General features: G+C 44.0%; 21 protein-coding genes. 20 read left to right on the top strand and 1 reads right to left on the bottom strand.

From position 1 onward, the window contains the following. Nucleotides 1–16 precede the first annotated feature (16 nt). The 19 genes from mioC to glmU all read left to right on the top strand — a co-directional run bounded on the left by mioC (nt 17) and on the right by glmU (nt 18,077). Nucleotides 17–460: an FMN-binding protein MioC gene (gene mioC / locus SDEN_RS19580; RefSeq protein ID WP_011498175.1), complete on the top strand. Its 444-nt coding sequence runs from the start codon at nt 17–19 to the stop codon at nt 458–460. A 453-nt stretch (nt 461–913) separates the two neighbouring features. Continuing rightward, nucleotides 914–2,803 (top strand): tRNA uridine-5-carboxymethylaminomethyl(34) synthesis enzyme MnmG, encoded by a 1,890-nt coding sequence (mnmG, locus tag SDEN_RS19575; protein WP_011498174.1) that lies wholly within the window; start codon nt 914–916, stop codon nt 2,801–2,803. A 112-nt stretch (nt 2,804–2,915) separates the two neighbouring features. After that, complete coding sequence (gene rsmG, locus SDEN_RS19570; RefSeq protein WP_011498173.1) at nt 2,916–3,542, top strand: 16S rRNA (guanine(527)-N(7))-methyltransferase RsmG; 627 nt, start codon at nt 2,916–2,918, stop codon at nt 3,540–3,542. Between the two features lie 76 nt (nt 3,543–3,618). After that, nucleotides 3,619–4,404, top strand: a complete 786-nt coding sequence (locus SDEN_RS19565; protein ID WP_011498172.1) for a ParA family protein — start codon at nt 3,619–3,621, stop codon at nt 4,402–4,404. Between the two features lie 9 nt (nt 4,405–4,413). After that, nucleotides 4,414–5,298, top strand: a complete 885-nt coding sequence (locus SDEN_RS19560) for a ParB/RepB/Spo0J family partition protein (protein ID WP_011498171.1) — start codon at nt 4,414–4,416, stop codon at nt 5,296–5,298. Nucleotides 5,299–5,519: 221 nt separating this feature from the next. Next, nucleotides 5,520–5,903: an ATP synthase subunit I gene (locus tag SDEN_RS19555; RefSeq protein ID WP_011498170.1), complete on the top strand. Its 384-nt coding sequence runs from the start codon at nt 5,520–5,522 to the stop codon at nt 5,901–5,903. A gap of 12 nt (nt 5,904–5,915) precedes the next feature. Continuing rightward, nucleotides 5,916–6,710 carry a F0F1 ATP synthase subunit A gene (atpB, locus tag SDEN_RS19550; RefSeq protein ID WP_011498169.1) on the top strand — a complete coding sequence of 265 codons (795 nt, stop codon included), beginning with the start codon at nt 5,916–5,918 and terminating at the stop codon, nt 6,708–6,710. Nucleotides 6,711–6,776: 66 nt separating this feature from the next. Further along, nucleotides 6,777–7,028 (top strand): F0F1 ATP synthase subunit C, encoded by a 252-nt coding sequence (gene atpE / locus SDEN_RS19545; RefSeq protein WP_011498168.1) that lies wholly within the window; start codon nt 6,777–6,779, stop codon nt 7,026–7,028. A gap of 37 nt (nt 7,029–7,065) precedes the next feature. After that, on the top strand, nt 7,066–7,536 hold the full coding sequence (atpF, locus tag SDEN_RS19540; RefSeq protein ID WP_011498167.1) for a F0F1 ATP synthase subunit B: 471 nt from the start codon (nt 7,066–7,068) through the stop codon (nt 7,534–7,536). A gap of 14 nt (nt 7,537–7,550) precedes the next feature. After that, complete coding sequence (atpH, locus tag SDEN_RS19535; protein WP_011498166.1) at nt 7,551–8,084, top strand: F0F1 ATP synthase subunit delta; 534 nt, start codon at nt 7,551–7,553, stop codon at nt 8,082–8,084. 14 nt (nt 8,085–8,098) lie between these two features. Next, nucleotides 8,099–9,640: a F0F1 ATP synthase subunit alpha gene (gene atpA / locus SDEN_RS19530; RefSeq protein ID WP_011498165.1), complete on the top strand. Its 1,542-nt coding sequence runs from the start codon at nt 8,099–8,101 to the stop codon at nt 9,638–9,640. A 50-nt stretch (nt 9,641–9,690) separates the two neighbouring features. Continuing rightward, nucleotides 9,691–10,551, top strand: a complete 861-nt coding sequence (gene atpG / locus SDEN_RS19525; protein ID WP_011498164.1) for a F0F1 ATP synthase subunit gamma — start codon at nt 9,691–9,693, stop codon at nt 10,549–10,551. A gap of 36 nt (nt 10,552–10,587) precedes the next feature. Further along, a complete protein-coding gene (atpD, locus tag SDEN_RS19520; protein WP_011498163.1) occupies nt 10,588–11,979 on the top strand; it encodes a F0F1 ATP synthase subunit beta in 1,392 nt (463 codons plus the stop codon). A 35-nt stretch (nt 11,980–12,014) separates the two neighbouring features. Further along, on the top strand, nt 12,015–12,443 hold the full coding sequence (locus tag SDEN_RS19515; RefSeq protein ID WP_011498162.1) for a F0F1 ATP synthase subunit epsilon: 429 nt from the start codon (nt 12,015–12,017) through the stop codon (nt 12,441–12,443). Between the two features lie 170 nt (nt 12,444–12,613). Then, entirely contained in the window at nt 12,614–14,983 is a 2,370-nt protein-coding gene (locus tag SDEN_RS19990; RefSeq protein WP_157599899.1) for a winged helix-turn-helix domain-containing protein, read from the top strand. Nucleotides 14,984–15,120: 137 nt separating this feature from the next. Continuing rightward, nucleotides 15,121–15,297: a hypothetical protein gene (locus SDEN_RS20615; protein WP_157599898.1), complete on the top strand. Its 177-nt coding sequence runs from the start codon at nt 15,121–15,123 to the stop codon at nt 15,295–15,297. Nucleotides 15,298–15,303: 6 nt separating this feature from the next. Then, on the top strand, nt 15,304–15,918 hold the full coding sequence (locus SDEN_RS19505; RefSeq protein WP_011498160.1) for a helix-turn-helix transcriptional regulator: 615 nt from the start codon (nt 15,304–15,306) through the stop codon (nt 15,916–15,918). 350 nt (nt 15,919–16,268) lie between these two features. Further along, nucleotides 16,269–16,448, top strand: coding sequence for a hypothetical protein (locus tag SDEN_RS19500; protein WP_041405919.1), 180 nt, complete (start codon nt 16,269–16,271; stop codon nt 16,446–16,448). A 264-nt stretch (nt 16,449–16,712) separates the two neighbouring features. Continuing rightward, on the top strand, nt 16,713–18,077 hold the full coding sequence (gene glmU / locus SDEN_RS19495) for a bifunctional UDP-N-acetylglucosamine diphosphorylase/glucosamine-1-phosphate N-acetyltransferase GlmU (protein WP_011498159.1): 1,365 nt from the start codon (nt 16,713–16,715) through the stop codon (nt 18,075–18,077). A gap of 103 nt (nt 18,078–18,180) precedes the next feature. Here glmU and SDEN_RS19490 read toward each other — a convergent pair whose 3' ends face one another. Further along, the gene (locus tag SDEN_RS19490; protein WP_011498158.1) at nt 18,181–19,086 is read right to left on the bottom strand and encodes a LysR family transcriptional regulator; all 906 of its coding nucleotides are present in this window, start codon (nt 19,084–19,086) and stop codon (nt 18,181–18,183) included. A gap of 121 nt (nt 19,087–19,207) precedes the next feature. On the opposite strand from SDEN_RS19490, the gene SDEN_RS19485 reads away from it, so the two are divergent. Continuing rightward, nucleotides 19,208–20,071 (top strand): pirin family protein, encoded by an 864-nt coding sequence (locus SDEN_RS19485; RefSeq protein WP_011498157.1) that lies wholly within the window; start codon nt 19,208–19,210, stop codon nt 20,069–20,071. Nucleotides 20,072–20,088: the final 17 nt, after the last annotated feature.

Here is a 20,088-nt window from a genome sequence, read left to right as displayed (position 1 = left end):
ACAATTTGGAGTTTATATGGCAAATATAGCCTTAATAGTAGGCACGACCTTAGGCGGAACAGAGTATGTTGCCGATGATATGGCAGCACAATTGACGGAAATAGGCCACCAAGTAGAGGTATTAATGCAGGCAGATCTGCTGCAATTATCAGCAGATTCTCTATGGATAATTGTCAGTTCAACCCATGGAGCAGGTGAATTACCGGACAATATTCAGCCTTTTTATGAGCAATTAATGGCAAGTGATCGCGATCTTAGCGGCTTGAAATTTGCCTTATGTGCCATTGGCGACTCAAGCTATGATACTTTTTGCCAAGGTCCTGAAAAAATAATAGATCAGCTAAAACACTTAGGTGGCGATCCCTTTGTGGATAAGATCCAAATAGACATCCAGTCCACCCCCGTGCCTGAAGAGCCAGCGCTTGCTTGGTTAGCCCAATGGCAAGATCAATTAACTTAAGCCTATATTGTTAACTCAATCATAAATACCCACAGTTCAAACCTCTCTTATCCACAAATAACTATTTTATCTAATAAGTTTGTGGATAAGCTATTATTTTTAGCGATCATAACTCTGTACTGTTCTAGGTCCGATCTGAGCAAAGATCCACCTTGTGGATAAGTACCCGATCTATCCCCACCTTATCTTGAGTTTGATCGCTAATTGATCACAGGATCGAGAACTCGTTATCTTATGATTATAAAGGCTTTTTAGGGTTACACACAGAAAAGTGCGATCCTAATAGTAAACATAATAAAGAGATCTATATAAAGATCTTAAGATCTATTAAGCAAACCCTCTGCGATCAAACCAGTGAAATAGATCATTCACGTACACCAAAGCAAGTGCTAAAATAACTTCCTTACTCAATTTTAAATTGAACGTTACGGTTAAGAAATCTAAGGTCGCAAAATGCATTTTCACGAAAGGTTTGATGTTATTGTTGTAGGTGGTGGTCATGCCGGAACTGAAGCGGCATTAGCGTCTGCAAGAATGGGTTCGAAAACGTTACTGCTCACTCACAACATAGATACGTTAGGGCAAATGTCTTGTAACCCAGCGATCGGTGGGATTGGTAAGGGCCATTTAGTCAAAGAGATCGATGCTTTAGGTGGTGCTATGGCAATAGCCACTGATTTCGCAGGCATACAATTTAGAACCTTAAATTCGAGCAAAGGCCCAGCAGTGCGTGCAACCCGGGCACAAGCGGATCGCGCCTTGTATCGTCAAAAAATCCAGCAAATTTTACAAAGCCAACCAAACTTACGTATTTTCCAACAAGCCGTTGATGACTTAGTTGTTGAAAATAATCAAGTGGTTGGTGTGGTAACCCAAATGGGATTGGCCTTTGAATCACCAACGGTAGTGTTAACCACAGGCACGTTCTTAAGCGGTAAAATTCATATTGGCATGCAAAACTACAGTGGCGGCCGTGCTGGCGATCCACCGGCAATTGCTTTAGCCAATCGACTACGTGAATTGCCTATTCGTGTTGGACGCTTAAAAACCGGTACACCACCTCGAATCGATGCCAACAGCATAGATTTCTCACAAATGACTGAGCAAAAAGGCGATACTCCTTTGCCTGTGATGTCGTTCGTTGGCAATGTAGATCAACATCCGCGACAAATTTCGTGTCACATCACCCATACCAACGAGAAAACTCACGATATCATTCGTGGTGGACTAGACAGAAGTCCTATGTATTCAGGGGTTATTGAAGGTATTGGTCCAAGATACTGTCCATCAATTGAAGATAAAATCCATCGCTTCGCCGATAAGACTTCTCATCAAATATTTATCGAACCTGAAGGCTTAAGCACCAACGAAATCTACCCTAATGGTATTTCGACTAGCTTGCCATTTGATGTGCAATTGAATTTAGTCCGTTCAATCAAAGGCATGGAAAACGCTGAGATTATTCGCCCAGGCTATGCCATTGAATACGATTATTTTGATCCTAGAGATCTTAAAAACTCGTTAGAAACCAAAACCATTAATGGTTTGTTCTTTGCAGGACAAATTAACGGCACCACGGGCTATGAAGAAGCCGGTGCTCAAGGTTTATTAGCCGGTATGAATGCCTCCTTGCAAGTGCAAGGCAAAGAGACTTGGTGTCCACGTCGGGATCAAGCCTATTTAGGGGTATTGGTTGACGATCTATCCACCCTAGGGACTAAAGAACCCTACCGCATGTTCACCAGCCGCGCCGAGTACCGTTTGCTGTTACGTGAAGATAATGCTGATTTACGATTAACTGAAAAAGGCCGCGAACTTGGCTTAGTCAATGATGATCGCTGGGCTAAATTTACCGAAAAGCGAGAGTCTATTGAACTTGAGCTACAACGTTTACGTGGTCAGTGGATCCACCCCAACTCACCTTTACTTGGAGTATTAAATCCTGAATTAAATACCCCTATTTCTCGTGAAGCATCTTTTGAAGACTTATTACGTCGTCCTGAAATGGACTATCAGAAATTAATGTCGTTAGAAGGATTTGGTCCGGGTCTTGAAGATCCTAGTGCAGCAGAGCAAGTGCAGATACAGGTTAAATATTCAGGTTATATTCAGCGTCAACAAGATGAAATTGATAAGGCTATTCGCCATGAAAACTCCTTGTTGCCGCTCGATCTGGATTATCAAGAAGTCCCAGGGCTCTCTAATGAAGTGATAGCAAAATTGAATAACCACAAGCCAGATACCATAGGCCAAGCATCACGGATCTCGGGTATTACCCCAGCGGCAATTTCAATTTTACTAGTTCACCTTAAAAAGCGCGGTTTGCTACGCAAAACTGCTTAAAAACAAGGCTAAGTAAGCCTCAATTCACTGAGGGAAGTCATAGGGCTTCCCTTAGTGCTTTTACGGCTTCATAATAGCCAACGACTGTTAATTTCACTTACGAGGCTTTGCCGTGTTATCTTCCCAACTCAGTGCGTATTTAGCTGAAATGAACCTATCGGCCACTGAGCAACAACAAGGCCAATTGGTTGGTTTTGTTGAAATGCTAAATAAATGGAACAAGGCCTATAACCTCACCTCGGTTCGTTCACCTGAGCAGATGTTAATTCGTCATGTGATGGACAGTTTGACCGTTTCTCCTTATCTTAGCGGTAAGCGATTTATCGATGTTGGCACCGGACCTGGTTTGCCTGGGATCCCACTTGCTATCATGAATCCAGATAAAGAGTTTGTACTGCTCGATAGCTTAGGTAAGAGAATACGTTTTCAAAAGCAAGTGCAGTTTGAGCTTAAAATTAACAATATCAGTTCAGTAGAAAGCCGAGTGGAGGCTTTTCAGCCCGAGATTAAATTTGACGGCGTACTGAGTAGAGCCTTTGCATCTGTGCAAGATATGTTAACTTGGTGTCATCACCTTCCACACAACGAAGGGATTTTCTACGCCTTAAAAGGGCAATTAAACCAAGTTGAGCTTGAAGCTATCCCTGAAGGATTTGAGCTGCTAGAAACCATAGTACTGCAAGTGCCCCAATTAGATGAACAGCGTCATTTGCTGAAACTGAGAAAAAAACTCGGTTAGTTCATCAAAAAATTTAGATTTAATCTATTGATATATAGAATAATTTAATAACAATTAAACAAGACAGGATGACATTGTGGGTAAAATCATTGCCGTAGCTAATCAGAAAGGTGGAGTTGGAAAAACAACAACTTGTGTCAACCTAGCCGCGTCTTTGGCTGCAACAAAACGTAAAGTCTTGTTGATCGATCTCGATCCCCAAGGTAATGCCACCATGGGCAGTGGCGTCGATAAATATGGCGTCGAGCATACTGCCTACGAGTTATTGGTCGAAGAAAAGTCGTTCGATGAGATAGTGGTTAAAAATACCATAGGTAAATACGATCTTATCGCAGGTAATGGTGATGTTACCGCTGCAGAAATTAAGCTAATGGAATTCTACGCGAGAGAAATCCGTTTACGTAATGCCCTAGCCCCCATTAAAGACCAATACGATTATATTTTTATCGATTGTCCGCCCTCATTGAACATGCTCACGGTCAACGCCATGTCGGCGGCAGACTCTGTGCTTGTGCCTATGCAGTGTGAGTACTATGCCCTCGAAGGATTGACCGCACTGATAGACACTATTTCCAAATTAGCCACCATGGTTAACCCAGGTTTAACCATAGAAGGCATTTTACGCACCATGTACGATCCCCGTAACCGCTTGTCTAATGATGTTTCAGATCAGTTGAAACAACATTTCGGAGATAAGGTGTATCGTACTGTAATTCCACGAAATATCCGTTTAGCTGAAGCCCCTAGTTTTGGTGCGCCTGCCATGTATTACGATAAAACCAGTGCAGGAGCTAAAGCCTATTTAGCCCTAGCCGGTGAAATTATCCGCCGCGCAGAGCAAACCAGTATTAAACAGGCGTAAGGAAAAATAATGACGTTAAAAAAACGCGGTTTAGGCAAAGGTTTAGACGCATTACTCAGCCACAGCAATGCGGCGAGTCGTAAAACAGAACAACAAGAACAAGCCAACACTGACGCTATGGATGGCAAGCTTATCGAGTTAGATTTGGATTTACTGCAGCCTGGTAAGTATCAGCCACGCCGCGATATGTCGCCCGAAGCCCTAGAAGAGCTTGCTGAGTCAATTCGCTCTCAGGGGGTTATCCAGCCAATCGTGGTGCGTCAGGTCGGTAGCGGTCAATATGAGATTATTGCCGGTGAACGTCGCTGGCGTGCAGCGCAATTGGCCCAATTAAATAAAATTCCTTGTTTGGTTAAGCAAGTCGCCGATGAGGCTGCTGTCGCTATCGCCCTGATTGAGAATATCCAGCGTGAAGATCTTAATGCCATGGAAGAAGCCGTGGCATTAAATCGACTGCTGGAAGAATTTGAGCTCACTCATCAACAAGTGGCCGACGCCGTGGGTAAATCACGGGCAAGTGTCTCTAACTTGCTGCGTTTGAACAGCTTAAACGAGCCGGTAAAGCGTTTGTTGGAGAACGGTGATATAGACATGGGCCATGCTCGTGCTTTATTGGCCATAGAAGGTGATGAGCAAACTGAACTGGCCCGTTTAGTGGCGTCGAAGGAAATGACTGTTCGCGAAACCGAACGTTTAGTCAATAAAGCCCTTTTGCCGGCAAAAACGGCAGAATCTAAAGAAAAAGATCATGATGTTAGTCGTCTAGAGCAAAGCTTAGTTGAGCGATTAGGCGCTAAAGTGTCTATCAATCATAGCGCTAAAGGAACGGGTAAGATTGTTATCAATTATCAAAACTTAGGCGAACTCGATGGCATTCTTGCCAAAATAGGTTAAAAACAGTCTGTTTTATAAATAATCTGCAATCAGCTAAATGAGTGAAAATCTGTTATTTTGCATTTTTAACACGATTTTCACTTAAAAGTCGCGTTTTTCCCCCTCTCAAAGTTGCATTGAAAGCTTGAAAAGGTATACTTTCGCAAGCTTTTTGTGCATGACTTTATTCGGATATTGAGTCCGGTCATCGAAACAAAAAGTATTAATGCGGAGAAGGTTCATTGAGCAAAGTTTTAGCACGTCGTGGCCGTTGGTCAGCCTACAAGTTAGTGATGACGCAGGCGGCGGTGGCTGGAAGTGTTTCGATAGTCTTTTTCGCCGTGTGGGGAGTTCAGTTTGGCTACTCTGCTTTGGCAGGTGGTTCAATTGCTGTACTCCCTAATTTTGTATTCGCAACCCTGGCCTTCTCTCATATGGGAGCAAGTTCATCGGCAAAAGTCATTAAGACTTTTTACTGGGGGGAAGCGGTAAAGTTGCTGTTAACCATTGCGATGTTCTCACTGGCGTTTATCAAGTTAGAGGTGGTGTTTATGCCGCTTTTTGTTTGTTACACACTGGCGTTAATCGTGCATTGGACGGCTCCTTTATACTTCAAGCAAAGTTAAGTGGGATGAATCATGGCTGCAACTGGTGACGCGTTAACACCGCAGGGCTATATCCAGCACCACCTTACTAACCTATCGGTTGGTGAAGGCTTTTGGACATGGCACATTGATTCGTTGCTCTTTTCGGTTGGTCTTGGCGTATTGTTCCTGTGGATTTTCCGCAGCGTTGGTAAGAAAGCGACTACCGGTGTTCCTGGTAAACTTCAATGTTTAATCGAGATGATCGTTGAGTTCGTTGATGCTAGCGTTAAAGAAACCTTCCATGGCCGCAATCCTGTGATTGCACCTTTAGCTCTGACAATTTTCGTTTGGGTATTCATGATGAACTTCATGGATATGATCCCAGTAGATTGGTTACCTTCTCTAGCATTACTTGCTGGCGTAGAGTACCTAAAAGTTGTTCCGACTACTGACGTTAACATTACCTTCAGCTTAGCTATAGGTGTGTTTGTGCTGATTATTTACTACAGCATTAAAGTCAAAGGTGTGTCTGGTTTTGTGAAAGAACTGACGCTACAGCCCTTTAACCATTGGGCAATGATACCCGTCAACCTCTTGTTAGAATCTGTTACCTTGATTGCAAAACCAATTTCATTGGCATTGCGTCTGTTTGGTAACTTATACGCAGGTGAGTTGATCTTCATTCTTATTGCGCTTATGTATAGTGCTAATTGGGCGATGGCTACTCTAGGTGTAGGTTTACAACTAGGTTGGTTAATTTTCCACATATTAGTCATTACGCTACAAGCATTTATTTTCATGATGTTAACCATTGTTTATTTAAGCATGGCTCATGAAGATCATTAAGAATTGCTGAAGAAATTTTTAAACTAAATTATCTAACTAACTTAGATTTAGATACTGGAGATACAGATGGAAACGATTTTAGGCATGACAGCTATCGCTGTTGCTTTGCTGATTGGTATGGGTGCGTTAGGTACTGCAATCGGTTTCGGCTTACTAGGTGGCAAGTTCTTGGAAGGCGCTGCGCGTCAACCAGAAATGGCTCCTATGCTACAAGTTAAAATGTTCATCGTTGCTGGTCTTCTAGACGCTGTAACCATGATCGGTGTTGGTATTGCGTTATACATGCTATTTACCAACCCACTGGGTGCAATGCTATAACAAACGCTTCTGTCTTAACTATTAATAGGAGGCTGTTGTGAATTTCAACGCTACCCTAATCGGACAGTCGGTCGCCTTTTTAATCTTCGTGTGGTTCTGCATGAAGTTTGTATGGCCCCCTTTGATGAATGCCATCGAAGAACGCCAAAAAAGGATTGCTGATGGATTGGCTGATGCCGATCGTGCAGTAAAAGACCTAGAGTTGGCTCGCTCAAAAGCGACTGATCAACTAAAAGAAGCCAAAGCGACGGCTAACGAAATTATTGAGCAAGCTAACAAGCGCAAAGCTCAAATCGTTGACGAAGCTAAAGCTGAAGCAGACGCTGAGCGTGCAAAAATTATCGCTCAGGGTAAAGCAGAAATTGAAGCCGAACGTAATCGCGTGAAAGAAGATCTGCGCAAGCAAGTTGCTACTCTTGCCATTCTTGGTGCAGAGAAGATTCTTGAGCGTTCGATTGATCCAGCCGCCCACAGTGACATAGTTAATAAACTTGTTGCTGAAATTTGATAAGGAGTTGAGTTATGGCTGAATTAACCACCATCGCTCGCCCTTACGCAAAGGCAGCTTTTGATTTTGCGATTGAAAATAATGCCGTCGATAGCTGGGCCGAAATGCTCAACTTCGCCGCATTGGTAAGTGAAAACGAATCAATGAAGCCATTATTAACTGGCGGTTTAGCCAGTGGCAAACTTGCAGCACTGTTTATCAGTGTGTGCGGTGAGCAAGTCAATACGCAAGGTCAAAACCTGATAAAGGTAATGGCTGAAAACGGTCGCTTAGAGGTACTAGCTGCTGTATCTGAGTTATTTACTGGATACCGCAATGAGTGGGCAAAAGAAGTTGAGGCCTCAGTGGTTTCAGCGATTGAGCTTAGCTCTGAGCAACAACAGCAAGTTAGTGTTTCTTTAGAGAAACGTCTCGCACGCAAAGTAAAGCTGAATTGCAGCACGGATACCACGCTAATCGCGGGTATGATCATTAGAGCAGGCGACTTAGTCATAGATGGCTCAGTCAGCGGTCAGTTGGCCCGCCTCTCTGATAAGCTGCAATCGTAATTGGGAGTTTGAGCATGCAACTGAATTCCACTGAAATCAGCGATCTGATTAAGCAGCGGATCGAGCAGTTCGAAGTCGTTAGTGAAGCTCGCAACGAAGGTACTATCGTTGCAGTAAGTGACGGCATCATCCGCATCAACGGCCTAGCCGATGTAATGCAAGGTGAAATGATCGAACTGCCTGGTAACCGTTATGCCATCGCGTTGAACTTAGAACGTGATAGCGTCGGTGCCGTAGTAATGGGCTCGTATGCCGGTTTGGCAGAGGGCGTAAAAGTTAAGACTACAGGTCGTATTCTGGAAGTTCCAGTTGGCCGTGGTCTGTTAGGTCGCGTACTTAACACTCTAGGTGAGCCTATTGATGGAAAAGGACCTGTCGACAACGACGGTTATTCTCCAATCGAAGTAATTGCTCCTGGTGTTATTGAGCGTCAATCAGTTGATGAACCAGTGCAAACTGGTTATAAGACTGTTGACTCCATGATCCCTATCGGTCGTGGCCAACGTGAATTAGTGATTGGCGATCGTCAGACTGGTAAAACAGCACTGGCCATCGATGCCATCATCAACCAGAAAGAATCAGGCATTAAGTGTGTCTATGTTGCCATTGGTCAGAAAGCTTCTACCATAGCAAACGTAGTACGCAAACTAGAAGAGCACGGCGCGCTGGCTAACACCATCGTTGTTGTTGCTACTGCTTCTGAAGCAGCTGCATTGCAGTACCTAGCACCATATTCTGGTTGTTCTATGGGTGAATACTTCCGTGACCGCGGTGAAGATGCACTAATAGTTTATGATGATTTGTCTAAGCAAGCAGTTGCTTACCGTCAAATTTCATTGCTACTTAAGCGTCCACCAGGCCGTGAAGCTTACCCAGGCGATGTTTTCTATCTACACTCACGTTTACTTGAGCGTGCTTCACGCGTAAACGCGAACTATGTAGAAAAGTTTACCAAGGGTGCAGTAACAGGTAAAACCGGTTCTTTGACCGCGCTACCTATTATTGAAACTCAAGCGGGTGACGTGTCTGCATTCGTACCGACCAACGTAATTTCTATTACAGATGGTCAGATCTTCCTTGAGACTGACTTGTTTAACTCAGGACTACGTCCTGCGGTTAACCCAGGTATTTCTGTTTCTCGTGTTGGTGGTGCGGCTCAGACTAAGATCATCAAGAAACTGTCTGGCGGTATTCGTACTGCACTAGCACAGTATCGAGAGCTTGCTGCGTTCTCACAGTTTGCATCAGATCTTGACGATGCAACGCGTGCTCAATTAGAGCATGGTGAGCGTGTTACCGAACTTATGAAACAGAAGCAATATGCTCCAATGAGCGTAGCGGCACAGGCTGTGGTTATTTACGCAGCTGAAAAAGGCTACCTCAAGAGTGTTGCGCTGAATAAAGTCGGTCACTTCGAAGCCGCTCTGCTCTCGTTCATGAACAGCGAGTACGCTGCCCTGATGACTAACATCAACGCTACCGGTGATTACAATGCCGATATCGAAGGTGAAATCAAGGCTGCTCTCGACAAGTTCGTGGCGACCCAAACCTGGTAAACATTTGCGAGGTGTCTTAAGACACCTCAGGTCCAGATTGGAGAGTAGAGATGGCCGGCGCTAAAGAGATTAAAACCAAGATCGCGAGTGTTAAAAACACTCAAAAGATCACGTCCGCCATGGAAATGGTGGCAGCCAGCAAAATGCGCAGAGCGCAGGAACGCATGGCTGCAAGCCGTCCATACGCGGAAAGCATGCGTAAGGTAATCGGTCACGTAGCGCAAGGTTCTCTCGAGTTTAAACACCCCTATTTAGAGGTGAGAGAGGCTAAGCGGGTTGGTTACATAGTTGTAGCAACCGACCGTGGCCTTTGTGGTGGTCTAAACGTTAACCTTTTCAAAAAGGTGACCTTAGACGTGAAAAACTGGAAAGCCCAAGGTGCAGAAGTTGAATTCTGCCCTATCGGCGCGCGAAGCGTACAGTTTTTCAAAAGTTTTGGCGGTCAGGTATCTGCACACGCTTCAGGTTTAGGTGATGCTCCAAAGCTCGCCGACTTGATCGGTACAGTACGTGTGATGCTACAAGCTTACAACGAAGGCAAACTGGATCGTTTGTATGTGGTATTTAACAAATTCGTTAATACCATGGCACAGACTCCTGTGATCGAGCAGCTGCTACCTTTGCCGAAATCTGCAGACGATGTGAAGACTAATCGCTGGGATTATATATACGAACCAGATCCAAAAGAAATTTTGGAAACCTTATTGGTACGTTATGTAGAATCTCAAGTGTATCAAGGTGTTATTGAAAATCTTGCCTCTGAACAAGCTGCCCGTATGGTAGCGATGAAAGCGGCAACGGATAACGCTGGCGATATGATAGATGGCCTTCAGTTGGTCTATAACAAGGCCCGTCAGGCTGCGATTACGCAGGAACTGTCGGAAATTGTTTCAGGTGCCTCTGCAGTTTAGGTTTAGGTAACGAATACAAGTTTTAGAGGATTAATCATGAGCACAGGTACTGTTGTCCAAGTGATTGGCGCGGTTGTGGACGTAGAGTTTCCACAAGATGCCGTACCTCAAATATATGACGCTCTTAAGATCACTGGCGAAGGCGCTTGTAAAGGCTTAGTGCTGGAAGTTCAGCAACAGCTTGGTGGTGGTGTAGTTCGTACCATCGCTATGGGCTCTTCTGATGGTTTGCGTCGTGGTCTTGAGGTTGTAAACACAGGTTCACCAATTTCTGTTCCGGTAGGGGTTGCGACCCTTGGCCGTATCATGAACGTATTGGGTGAGCCTATCGATGAATGTGGCGAAATTGGCGAAGAAGAACGTTATGTTATTCACCGCAGCGCCCCTTCATATGAAGATCAATCGAGCTCTACTGAGCTTTTAGAAACCGGTATCAAGGTTATTGACCTTGTATGTCCGTTTGCTAAGGGCGGTAAAGTAGGTCTGTTCGGTGGTGCGGGTGTTGGTAAAACAGTTAACATGATGGAACTGATTAACAACATCGCTAAAGCCCACTCGGGTCTTTCTGTTTTCGCAGGTGTGGGTGAGCGTACTCGTGAGGGTAACGACTTCTACTACGAAATGAAAGATTCTGGCGTTCTCGATAAAGTGGCCATGGTTTATGGTCAGATGAACGAGCCACCAGGTAACCGTTTGCGTGTAGCACTGTCTGGTCTAACTATGGCAGAGAAGTTCCGTGACGAAGGCCGTGACGTATTGTTGTTTGTTGACAACATCTACCGTTACACCTTAGCCGGTACTGAAGTATCTGCATTGCTAGGTCGTATGCCTTCAGCAGTAGGTTATCAGCCAACATTGGCAGAAGAGATGGGTGTTCTTCAAGAACGTATCACTTCAACCAAGTCAGGTTCGATCACTTCTGTTCAAGCGGTATACGTACCAGCGGATGACTTAACAGATCCATCACCAGCAACAACCTTCGCTCACTTAGATGCGACTGTTGTACTATCACGTCAGATTGCTTCGCTAGGTATTTACCCAGCGGTTGACCCATTGGATTCGACTTCACGTCAGTTAGATCCACAGGTAGTTGGTCAAGAGCATTATGATGTTGCTAACGGTGTACAGACTGTATTACAGCGTTACAAAGAGCTGAAAGACATCATCGCTATTTTGGGTATGGACGAATTATCTGATGAAGATAAAACGGCCGTGGCACGCGCACGTAAAATCGAGCGTTTCTTGTCACAACCATTCCACGTAGCTGAAGTCTTTACAGGATCTCCAGGTAAGTACGTATCTCTTAAAGACACTATCCGTGGATTTAAGGGGCTGCTAGAAGGTGAGTTCGATCACATTCCAGAGCAAGCGTTCTACATGGTTGGCACGATCGACGAAGCTGTCGAAAAAGCTAACAAAAAGAAATAATTAAGTAATATTACTTAGTTTCTTAAGGAGAACCTATGGCAGCCATGACAGTACAGCTTGATATTGTGAGTGCAGAAGGCGGAATCTACAGTGGTCGTGTGTCACATCTACAAGTGACCGGCTCTGAAGGTGAACTAGGCATTATGCATGGTCACGCCCCTCTGATTAGCAAAATTAAGCCTGGCATGGCGCGTGTTACCAAGCAAGACGGTAGCGAAGAAGTGTTTTATCTTTCAGGTGGTATCCTGGAAGTGCAACCTGCTTCGACCTCTATCCTTGCAGACGTGGTATTACGTGCCGATGACATTGATGAGAAAGCGGCAATTGAAGCTAAGAATCGCGCAGAAGCCCATATGGTTGATGCTGGTTCTGACTTCGATTACCAAGCGGCGCTGATTGAGATTGCTAAGGCAACGGCTCAATTACGTGTGCTTGAGACCATCAAGAAGAACATTGCCAGATAAGGTTATTGTTGAAAAAAAAGCGGTGTTTCTTAATTGAAACACCGCTTTTTTGTTTTTACAGTCTAAATAAGTACTTATAGCCACATTTGTTTTACAATTTGGGTGTATCTTATTAGTATGATCATTATTTAACACTTATCATTGTAAATTTAAGGGTTGTGGCTATCTCATTGAACAGTAAATTTATCATCGGGCGTTATATTTATTGTACTCAGGAGAGGTTTCTTTACCTCGACGGTGAGCCGATAAACATTGAGCCAAAAATGGCCGATGTACTGGATTATTTATTACTCAATACCGAACGTTATGTGCCATTGCAAGAACTGCATGATGAAGTGTGGGCTGGGCGTATCGTCACCGACACTGCGGTGAGGCGAGTGGTCAGTCGCCTACGCTCCTTGATAGAAGTGGATCCCAGTAAGCCTGAAATCATCAAATCCCTGCCAAAGCGAGGCTATCGGTTATTCTCCATGCCAGCCAACGCTGATGTTTTAGTTAAAACATTTCCCCAACAAGTTAGCACTATTAGAGGACAAGACGAGTATCAACAAGGTGAAGGCCAAACAACAATAAGCATAGTAGATCCAAGCAAAGTTGAAGAAAGCGTCCAAGCTGAAACCGAAGTTAAATCCGAAGCAATAACCGAACAAGTCGTGGCGGATAGAATAGAAGCCTTAGTGGATGAACAGATTAAGAAAAGCGTTGAGCAGCTTAATCAGAATGCGCTTTTAACTGAGCTCGCCAATAGCGGCGCCCAAACTGAATCCACCTCCACATTAAGCACTGCAATAAAATACGTTGGGCTGCTGCTCTTATTGCTGTTTACCGGCTTAGCCATCTTTTATGTCAATCAACCCGCCAAGCTAGAACCCGCTGTGGAAAAACTGTTCACTGCGGCGAAAGAAGTCGAGCGTTCACAAGTGCAATCAACACAAGCCCAGACTAAAGCACAGTTAGTGCACCTAGATTCGCTTCCCTTAAGTACTAGGATGATCACCCTGTCGCAAAATGGTGAGCTGGCCCTCTATGAGAAGCAGCTTAGTAGTGGCGTGTTTGAGTTATACCTGTATCAAATAAATAGAGGTAAGCAGTGGCTAATTGCCCGTAATAACATCAGCTCCAGCTATGGGGTGTTCGTTGAAAACGACCAGGCACTATTATTGTCATTTAATTCCGGCTCGAGGACCGCAGGCAGCGTCCAGCTGTGGCGTCTCGATGACGCTAACATGGTTTCCAGTAAGCAAGTTTTTATCGACAATATCCAGGGCGCTACCGCTGTGATGCGAGGCGACAAGCCTAATTCGGCCTACGTGAGTTTAACTTCCCAAGTGAACAGTAAATCTAAGAGTGAATTTCATTATTTAGTCTGGAATGACAATAAGTTAATTAAACAAAAGCAAATCACCTTAAGTAATAATGGCCTAAGTTTGGATATATATGGTGCGCTGTCACCCAATAAACAATATCTGGCCTATGTGCGCATGACAAGGTTAGATCATGAGCAGGAACTGCAAGTGTTAGAACTAGCCAGCGGTAAAGTGGTAAAACGTTTACCTTGGCCACAAGAAGTGCGTGGGCTCGTCTGGGAAGATGCTGATAACTTGTTGGTGCTTAATAAGCAAAACCTTACCCGCTTAAACCTCAAATCTGCCAGTAAAACTGAGCTTCTAGTGCACTTTTATGGCAAGTTTTGGGGATTGTACTTAGTGCAAAATAAGATAATGCTCTATCAGCGCGAGCCGCTGAATCATAGCTATATAGAGGCTGTGATTGTCGATGGTAAGGTTCGTTCTATGCAAAGAGAGCGGCCGCCTACGTCGGTTGAGATTGACATAAGTAAGCAAAATAGCCAGCAGTGGTTTGAGGTGACCAAGGTTGGCACTCAGTATTTTTTAGACCTTATTGATCTAGAAGATCCAGAAAAAGGTGCGCGACTATTTAGCTCAGACGAGTACTTTTATATGCTGGATGAATCAGCAACGGGTGAATTACTTCTTAGGGTGGGGGATAGGGTCGGTATTCTAAAAATTGATGGCAGTATCGATTATATTAACTCAGAGCAGCAAATCGTCGATGATGCGGTGTTCGATAGGGACGGCATCAATATTCTTTATAGCGAAATCATTAATAATAACTGGTCCATCAGCCGCTATGACAGAAACACTCAAAGCGCTAAGCTCATTCGTGAAGGTATGATGAGTGTGCGAGTATCCGATGAATATTATCTATTCTGGGGGGATAATGGCCAGCTGTTTAAAGCGCCAACCTTGACGGGGGATCTGGAAACTTTGCCAGTGAAAGGAAATCATTTCTTCTCCCCCATCTGGGGCATGGCTTACCCTAATGTTGTCTGGCTTGATTATATATCAAGTAAAAAAATGATAACTCAATTTAATTTAATCTCAGAAGAAACCACAGTTTTAGAAACTGACATTATTCAACAGTTGGGGTTCAGCTTAAGTCATGATGGAAAAACAGTGGTTTTAGAAGGTATCAGTGATGTAACCTCTAAGCTTTATCTTGTTGAAAATAAGCATTAATCATTTTAGTGTTACATAAATATCACCTTATGGTTATTTGATATTCTACTCATTGATGTTGTATTAACATTGAATGATGCATTTAAAACTTGCATCGTAACTCTTGCATCTCAATCCACTCAGATTTTGAGGATACTATGAACAAAATATTAATTGCTTTGGCTATGACGTCACTATTGATGGTGCCCACCTTGTCTTTTTCTGTGCAGGCTGAAGAAACGCCTGTTCTAACCTCCTCGGGTTCTGAAAATGTGCCTAATGGTGGGGATAATAAATGCCCTCAAGGTGTTGGTGCTTGTAGTGTACATAAATAAAATAGAATGCAGTACTTACTGAGTATTCAAATTAAAATCAATAACTTGGGATCCCTTGGGCAAATTAGTGAGTTTCTAAGCGATATAGGGCAAGACTTTAATTATTTGAGTTGCACCCTGTTGCTTAGAAACAATCTATTGGCCAACAAGGCTCTGGGTAAGCAATCTAAACCGCTGCAAAATTGCCTATCTGGCAATTTTGACGCGGTTTGGGCCCAGCTGCCTAGCGCCAATGTGCCCCAATGGGTGATATTATCTGGGGTGGCTTATCTTGCTTGCGCCTTTAATCAAGGTGCAGCAGTGATTTTGATTGAACCTAAACAATTATTAACCGCAGAACAGAAACAGGCCACAGCGCTGTTTTGGCAGCTATTGGCATCACCATTGTCAGAATGTGTTCAGCGGGTGTTGGTAGGTGATGAATCTCCCTTTACTCAAGCTGAGATAGCTTGCATTCAGTGGACTGCAGATTGTAAAACTCCGAAAGAAATTAGCTTGTTGCTCACCATGAGTGAACAGGAAGTGCATGATCACATACAACACAGCCTGCAAAAAACCGGTGTTAGTCATATCAGTCAATTAATAGGTTTTTGTCGTCAATGGGGCTTGTTAGCTTACTAAGTCACCGCTATTGGTGCCTTCCCCTTTCATAAGTATCATCATCGAACATCAAGAATTACTACCCATGATATTTTACCCGACTCTTTAATTCTGACTTTCCAGCATCTTCTAAAAAGTTACCGCTTGAGATAGAATTCGTTGAACCAAGCAGTAGAAAGGTCTGTCACAGCTGGCTATCACGGATGTCGACTCTAATGTGATTCCTGTTATGGATTCAGTCTAATACAGGTTAAGTATCTGAAAACAAACCATGTTATAGCCATGTCACATCAATATCATCGCTTTGTAGTTACTTCTCCGAGGATTTTGGTTTTATATAAGCGTCCCAAGTTTGAATAGGATGTGTAGCTATGAGCAGCAATCAATTTAAAGCTCCTTGTATGGTTAATCATATGTCAAATGGCTTAATTGAATTAATTAGTCTTGCTGAATTAGATGCGATCATGCTGACTATGTTGACACCAAATAAAAACAATAAGCGGGAGGTTAATGAATTCTGTTTGAGCTCTTTTGAGCACACTGAAACTTAGTATTTAGAAAGATTAACTTTCTCGTTAGCTTATTTGTTTTACCTTTTATAATGTGAATTGTGTTTCCCCCCAGATTATGGGGGTGATCTGATTATTGAAGTTTTGTTTCTTGTTAGCGCAAATAGATCCAATAGGTCCTTAATCATTTCACCCCCATTCCCTATGATGTTTTTTAAGCGAGTTGCTTTTTCAGCTTTCGCTTTTAAGCATTTTTTCCGTTAAAATTGGCGCCATTATTGTGCCTCGATTATTAAAGGAAGTCCCATGTCGTTAAATGTTGTGATCTTAGCTGCCGGAAAGGGAACTCGGATGCGCTCAGATCTGCCTAAGGTCTTGCATCCCATCGCTCATAAAAGCATGGTACAGCATGTCATAGACACGGCTAACTCTTTAGGTAGTCAGGCCATTCAATTGGTTTATGGTTATGGCGCCGATAAATTGCAAGCAAGTTTAGGTGAACAGCAAGTGAATTGGGTATTGCAGGCCGAGCAGCTAGGTACAGGTCATGCCGTGGCTCAAGCCAATGCCAATATTAATGATGATGACACTGTGCTTATTCTTTATGGTGATGTGCCGCTTATTCAACAATCTACCCTCAATGCTTTGTTAGATGCTCGCACACATGATGGCATGGCGATATTAACCGTGGATTTGCCAAACCCAAGCGGCTATGGCCGTATCGTGCGTATTGACGGTAAAGTGGTGGGCATTATCGAGCAGAAAGATGCCAATGAAGAACAGTTGCAGATAACCGAAGTTAACACAGGCATTATGGCGGTGCCGGGTAAACAACTTAAAGTATGGTTGAGCCGATTATCAAACAGCAATGCCCAGGCCGAATATTATTTAACCGATATTGTGGCCATGGCCCATGAAGACGGTGTGGCAATAGACACAGCACAGCCACAGTCGGCCATCGAAGTGGAAGGGGCCAATAATCGAGTGCAACTTGCCCTGCTTGAACGTGCTTACCAGACCCGCGCCGCTGAAAAGCTGATGCTCGAAGGGGCTAATTTGCGGGATCCAGCCCGTATTGATATTCGCGGCGAAGTCACTGTGGGCATGGATGTGATGATAGACATCAATGTGATTTTCCAGGGCAAGGTCGTGCTAGGTAATAACGTCACTATCGGCGCAGGCGCTATCTTAATCGATTGCGAAATAGCTGATAACGCTGAAATTAAACCTTATACCATTGTCGAAGGTGCCAAGCTTGGACAAGCCGCCAGTGCAGGGCCTTTCGCGCGCTTACGCCCCGGGGCTGAGCTTAAGGAAGATGCCCATATAGGCAACTTTGTCGAAATTAAAAAGTCTGTATTAGGTGTTGGCTCAAAAGCGGGTCATTTAGCATATATTGGTGATGCTCAAATAGGCGCGGGAGTAAACATAGGTGCCGGCACTATTACTTGTAATTATGATGGTGCAAACAAACATTTAACTGTGATTGAAGATGGGGTGTTTGTCGGCAGTGACACCCAATTAGTGGCGCCGGTGACCATAGGCAAAAATGCCACTTTAGGTGCAGGCTCTACCATCTGTAAAGATGTGGCTGAAAATGAGCTGGTGATCACCCGGGTTAAACAGCGTCACATTCAAGGTTGGCAACGTCCAATCAAACAGAAAAAATAACCACAGGCTATAAAAATTAGATAATAAAAAATACACTGTAAAACACAGGTAAATAACAAAAAAGCAGCTGAAATAGCTGCTTTTTTGTTAATTCTATTGCCCTCTAATCCTCATCGAAAGAACGATAATACTCAGATAGAAAATCAATCAGCGCCCGCACCGAAGGTAACATGCCTCTTCTGGAAGGATAAACCAGATGAATAATTTCCCGCTTTGGCAGCCATTCAGGTAATACATGAATTAAAGAACCATCTTTAAGTTGCTCAGTAGCCAAGATAGAGGGTAATAGCACCACACCAACACCTTTAACTGCGGCTTCCCGTAGCGCCAGCATGTCAGTGGTCACATAGCGTGGTGAGTGATTGAGATTAATTGCGTCGCCATCAGGCCCGTAAAGCGTCCAGCTATGTTGATACTGGGGCTCTCCCAAGCCTAAGCTTGGCCATTCGGCTAAGTCACAGGGTTTACTAGGCATAGCGTATTTATCGACCAGAGAGGGGCTGGCTAATAATCGCCGCCCCCTGTCTGAGAGTACTTTTAAAATCAATTCACTATCTTCAAGCGGAGGTGGACGCACTCGAATGGCGATATCCACGCCTTCAGAGATAAGATCGACCCTGCGATTGCTGGCCTCTAAGTGTATGACTATATTTGGATATTTCAGCATGAAGTCGGCAAGAACATAACGAATATGGGCATTGAGTAAGGCTATTGGACAGGTTAGCTTAATGGTGCCACTGGGCTCTGATGTTATAGATTTAATCACATCTTCAGCAGCCTCAGCTTCGATTAACATCGCCTTGCAATGCTCTAAAAATTTGAGCCCAATGTCGGTCACTTTAAATTGACGGGTGGAGCGATAGATTAATTTCACCCCGAGTCTTTCTTCTAACAAGGCAATCCTGCGACTGAGTTTAGATTTCGGTATGCCTAAGGCTCGTCCCGCAGGAGAAAAACCGCCGTACTCTGCTGTTTTTACGAAATAATAGAAATCGTTTAGATCCTTCATTAACTTTCCCTGTTAAGTTTTTGTCGTTCTAAAAATAGGACGATCTTAGTCATTTTAGCTGTCTAGTCAATGGTTGTTGCTGATAATAGAATGATTGAACGTTTAGCGAGTGGAGCAGATTATGAAAAAAGTACTAGGCATTTATTCACCCTCATCTCCCCATTGGGTGGGTGATGGTTTTCCAGTGAAAACCCTCTTTTCCTATGATGTGTTTGGCGAGCAAATCAGTCCATTTTTGCTGCTCGATCATGCTGGACCGATGAATTTCTCGCCGTCTTCTAAAAAACGTGGCGTAGGCGTTCATCCACACCGTGGCTTTGAGACTGTGACCTTAGTTTATCAAGGCGGTGTGGCTCACAAGGACTCTTCAGGACAAGGTGGCGTCATTGGCCCAGGTGATGTTCAGTGGATGACGGCGGGTAGCGGGATTTTACATGAGGAATATCACTCTGATGAATTTGCTCAAAGCGGTGGCCAGATGGAAATGGTGCAGCTTTGGGTGAACTTACCTAAGACTCATAAGATGACGGCACCAAAATATCAGGCCATTACGACAGAGCAAATACCTCAAATCAGCATACTGGAAGGTAAAGGGAAAATTCGTTTGATTGCCGGCGAGCTATTTGGACAGCAAGGGCCCACGAGCACTCATACCCCTATGATGGTGTTAGACATGTCTTTGACTTCGGGCAGTAAATATCTTTTACCTGTGGCGCAAGCTTGGTCTGGGATAGTCATGCTGCGAAAAGGCCAGGCCAATATTAATGGTCAATTGGTGACAGAGGGACAGACGATGATCTTGTCCCATGATGGTCAAGATATTGAAATAGAGAGCCCAGATGCCAGTGAGTTAGTGATCTTAAGTGGTCAGCCCCTAGGGGAACCTATTTTTGGCTACGGTCCTTTTGTGATGAACAGTCAGACAGAAATAGACGCAGCGATAAAAGATTTCCAACAAGGAAAGTTTGGCGATATCGAGCGCTAAAACCGCTTAATAAAGGC

This window comes from Shewanella denitrificans OS217 (genome assembly GCF_000013765.1).
In the GTDB taxonomy this organism is placed as follows: domain Bacteria; phylum Pseudomonadota; class Gammaproteobacteria; order Enterobacterales; family Shewanellaceae; genus Shewanella; species Shewanella denitrificans.
Note: the sequence above shows the minus strand (reverse complement) of the source record. Positions and strands in the feature narration are given on the sequence as shown.

Bases quoted from the DNA above. Each gene is read 5' to 3' on its own strand.
- mioC (WP_011498175.1), top strand. From the start codon at position 17: ATGGCAAATATAGCCTTAATAGTAGGCACGACCTTAGGCGGAACAGAG.
- mnmG (WP_011498174.1), top strand. From the start codon at position 914: ATGCATTTTCACGAAAGGTTTGATGTTATTGTTGTAGGTGGTGGTCAT.
- SDEN_RS19560 (WP_011498171.1), top strand. From the start codon at position 4,414: ATGACGTTAAAAAAACGCGGTTTAGGCAAAGGTTTAGACGCATTACTC.
- atpB (WP_011498169.1), top strand. From the start codon at position 5,916: ATGGCTGCAACTGGTGACGCGTTAACACCGCAGGGCTATATCCAGCAC.
- atpE (WP_011498168.1), top strand. From the start codon at position 6,777: ATGGAAACGATTTTAGGCATGACAGCTATCGCTGTTGCTTTGCTGATT.
- atpH (WP_011498166.1), top strand. From the start codon at position 7,551: ATGGCTGAATTAACCACCATCGCTCGCCCTTACGCAAAGGCAGCTTTT.
- atpA (WP_011498165.1), top strand. From the start codon at position 8,099: ATGCAACTGAATTCCACTGAAATCAGCGATCTGATTAAGCAGCGGATC.
- atpG (WP_011498164.1), top strand. From the start codon at position 9,691: ATGGCCGGCGCTAAAGAGATTAAAACCAAGATCGCGAGTGTTAAAAAC.
- atpD (WP_011498163.1), top strand. From the start codon at position 10,588: ATGAGCACAGGTACTGTTGTCCAAGTGATTGGCGCGGTTGTGGACGTA.
- SDEN_RS19515 (WP_011498162.1), top strand. From the start codon at position 12,015: ATGGCAGCCATGACAGTACAGCTTGATATTGTGAGTGCAGAAGGCGGA.
- SDEN_RS20615 (WP_157599898.1), top strand. From the start codon at position 15,121: ATGAACAAAATATTAATTGCTTTGGCTATGACGTCACTATTGATGGTG.
- SDEN_RS19505 (WP_011498160.1), top strand. From the start codon at position 15,304: ATGCAGTACTTACTGAGTATTCAAATTAAAATCAATAACTTGGGATCC.
- SDEN_RS19500 (WP_041405919.1), top strand. From the start codon at position 16,269: ATGAGCAGCAATCAATTTAAAGCTCCTTGTATGGTTAATCATATGTCA.
- glmU (WP_011498159.1), top strand. From the start codon at position 16,713: ATGTCGTTAAATGTTGTGATCTTAGCTGCCGGAAAGGGAACTCGGATG.
- SDEN_RS19490 (WP_011498158.1), bottom strand. From the start codon at position 19,086: ATGAAGGATCTAAACGATTTCTATTATTTCGTAAAAACAGCAGAGTAC.
- SDEN_RS19485 (WP_011498157.1), top strand. From the start codon at position 19,208: ATGAAAAAAGTACTAGGCATTTATTCACCCTCATCTCCCCATTGGGTG.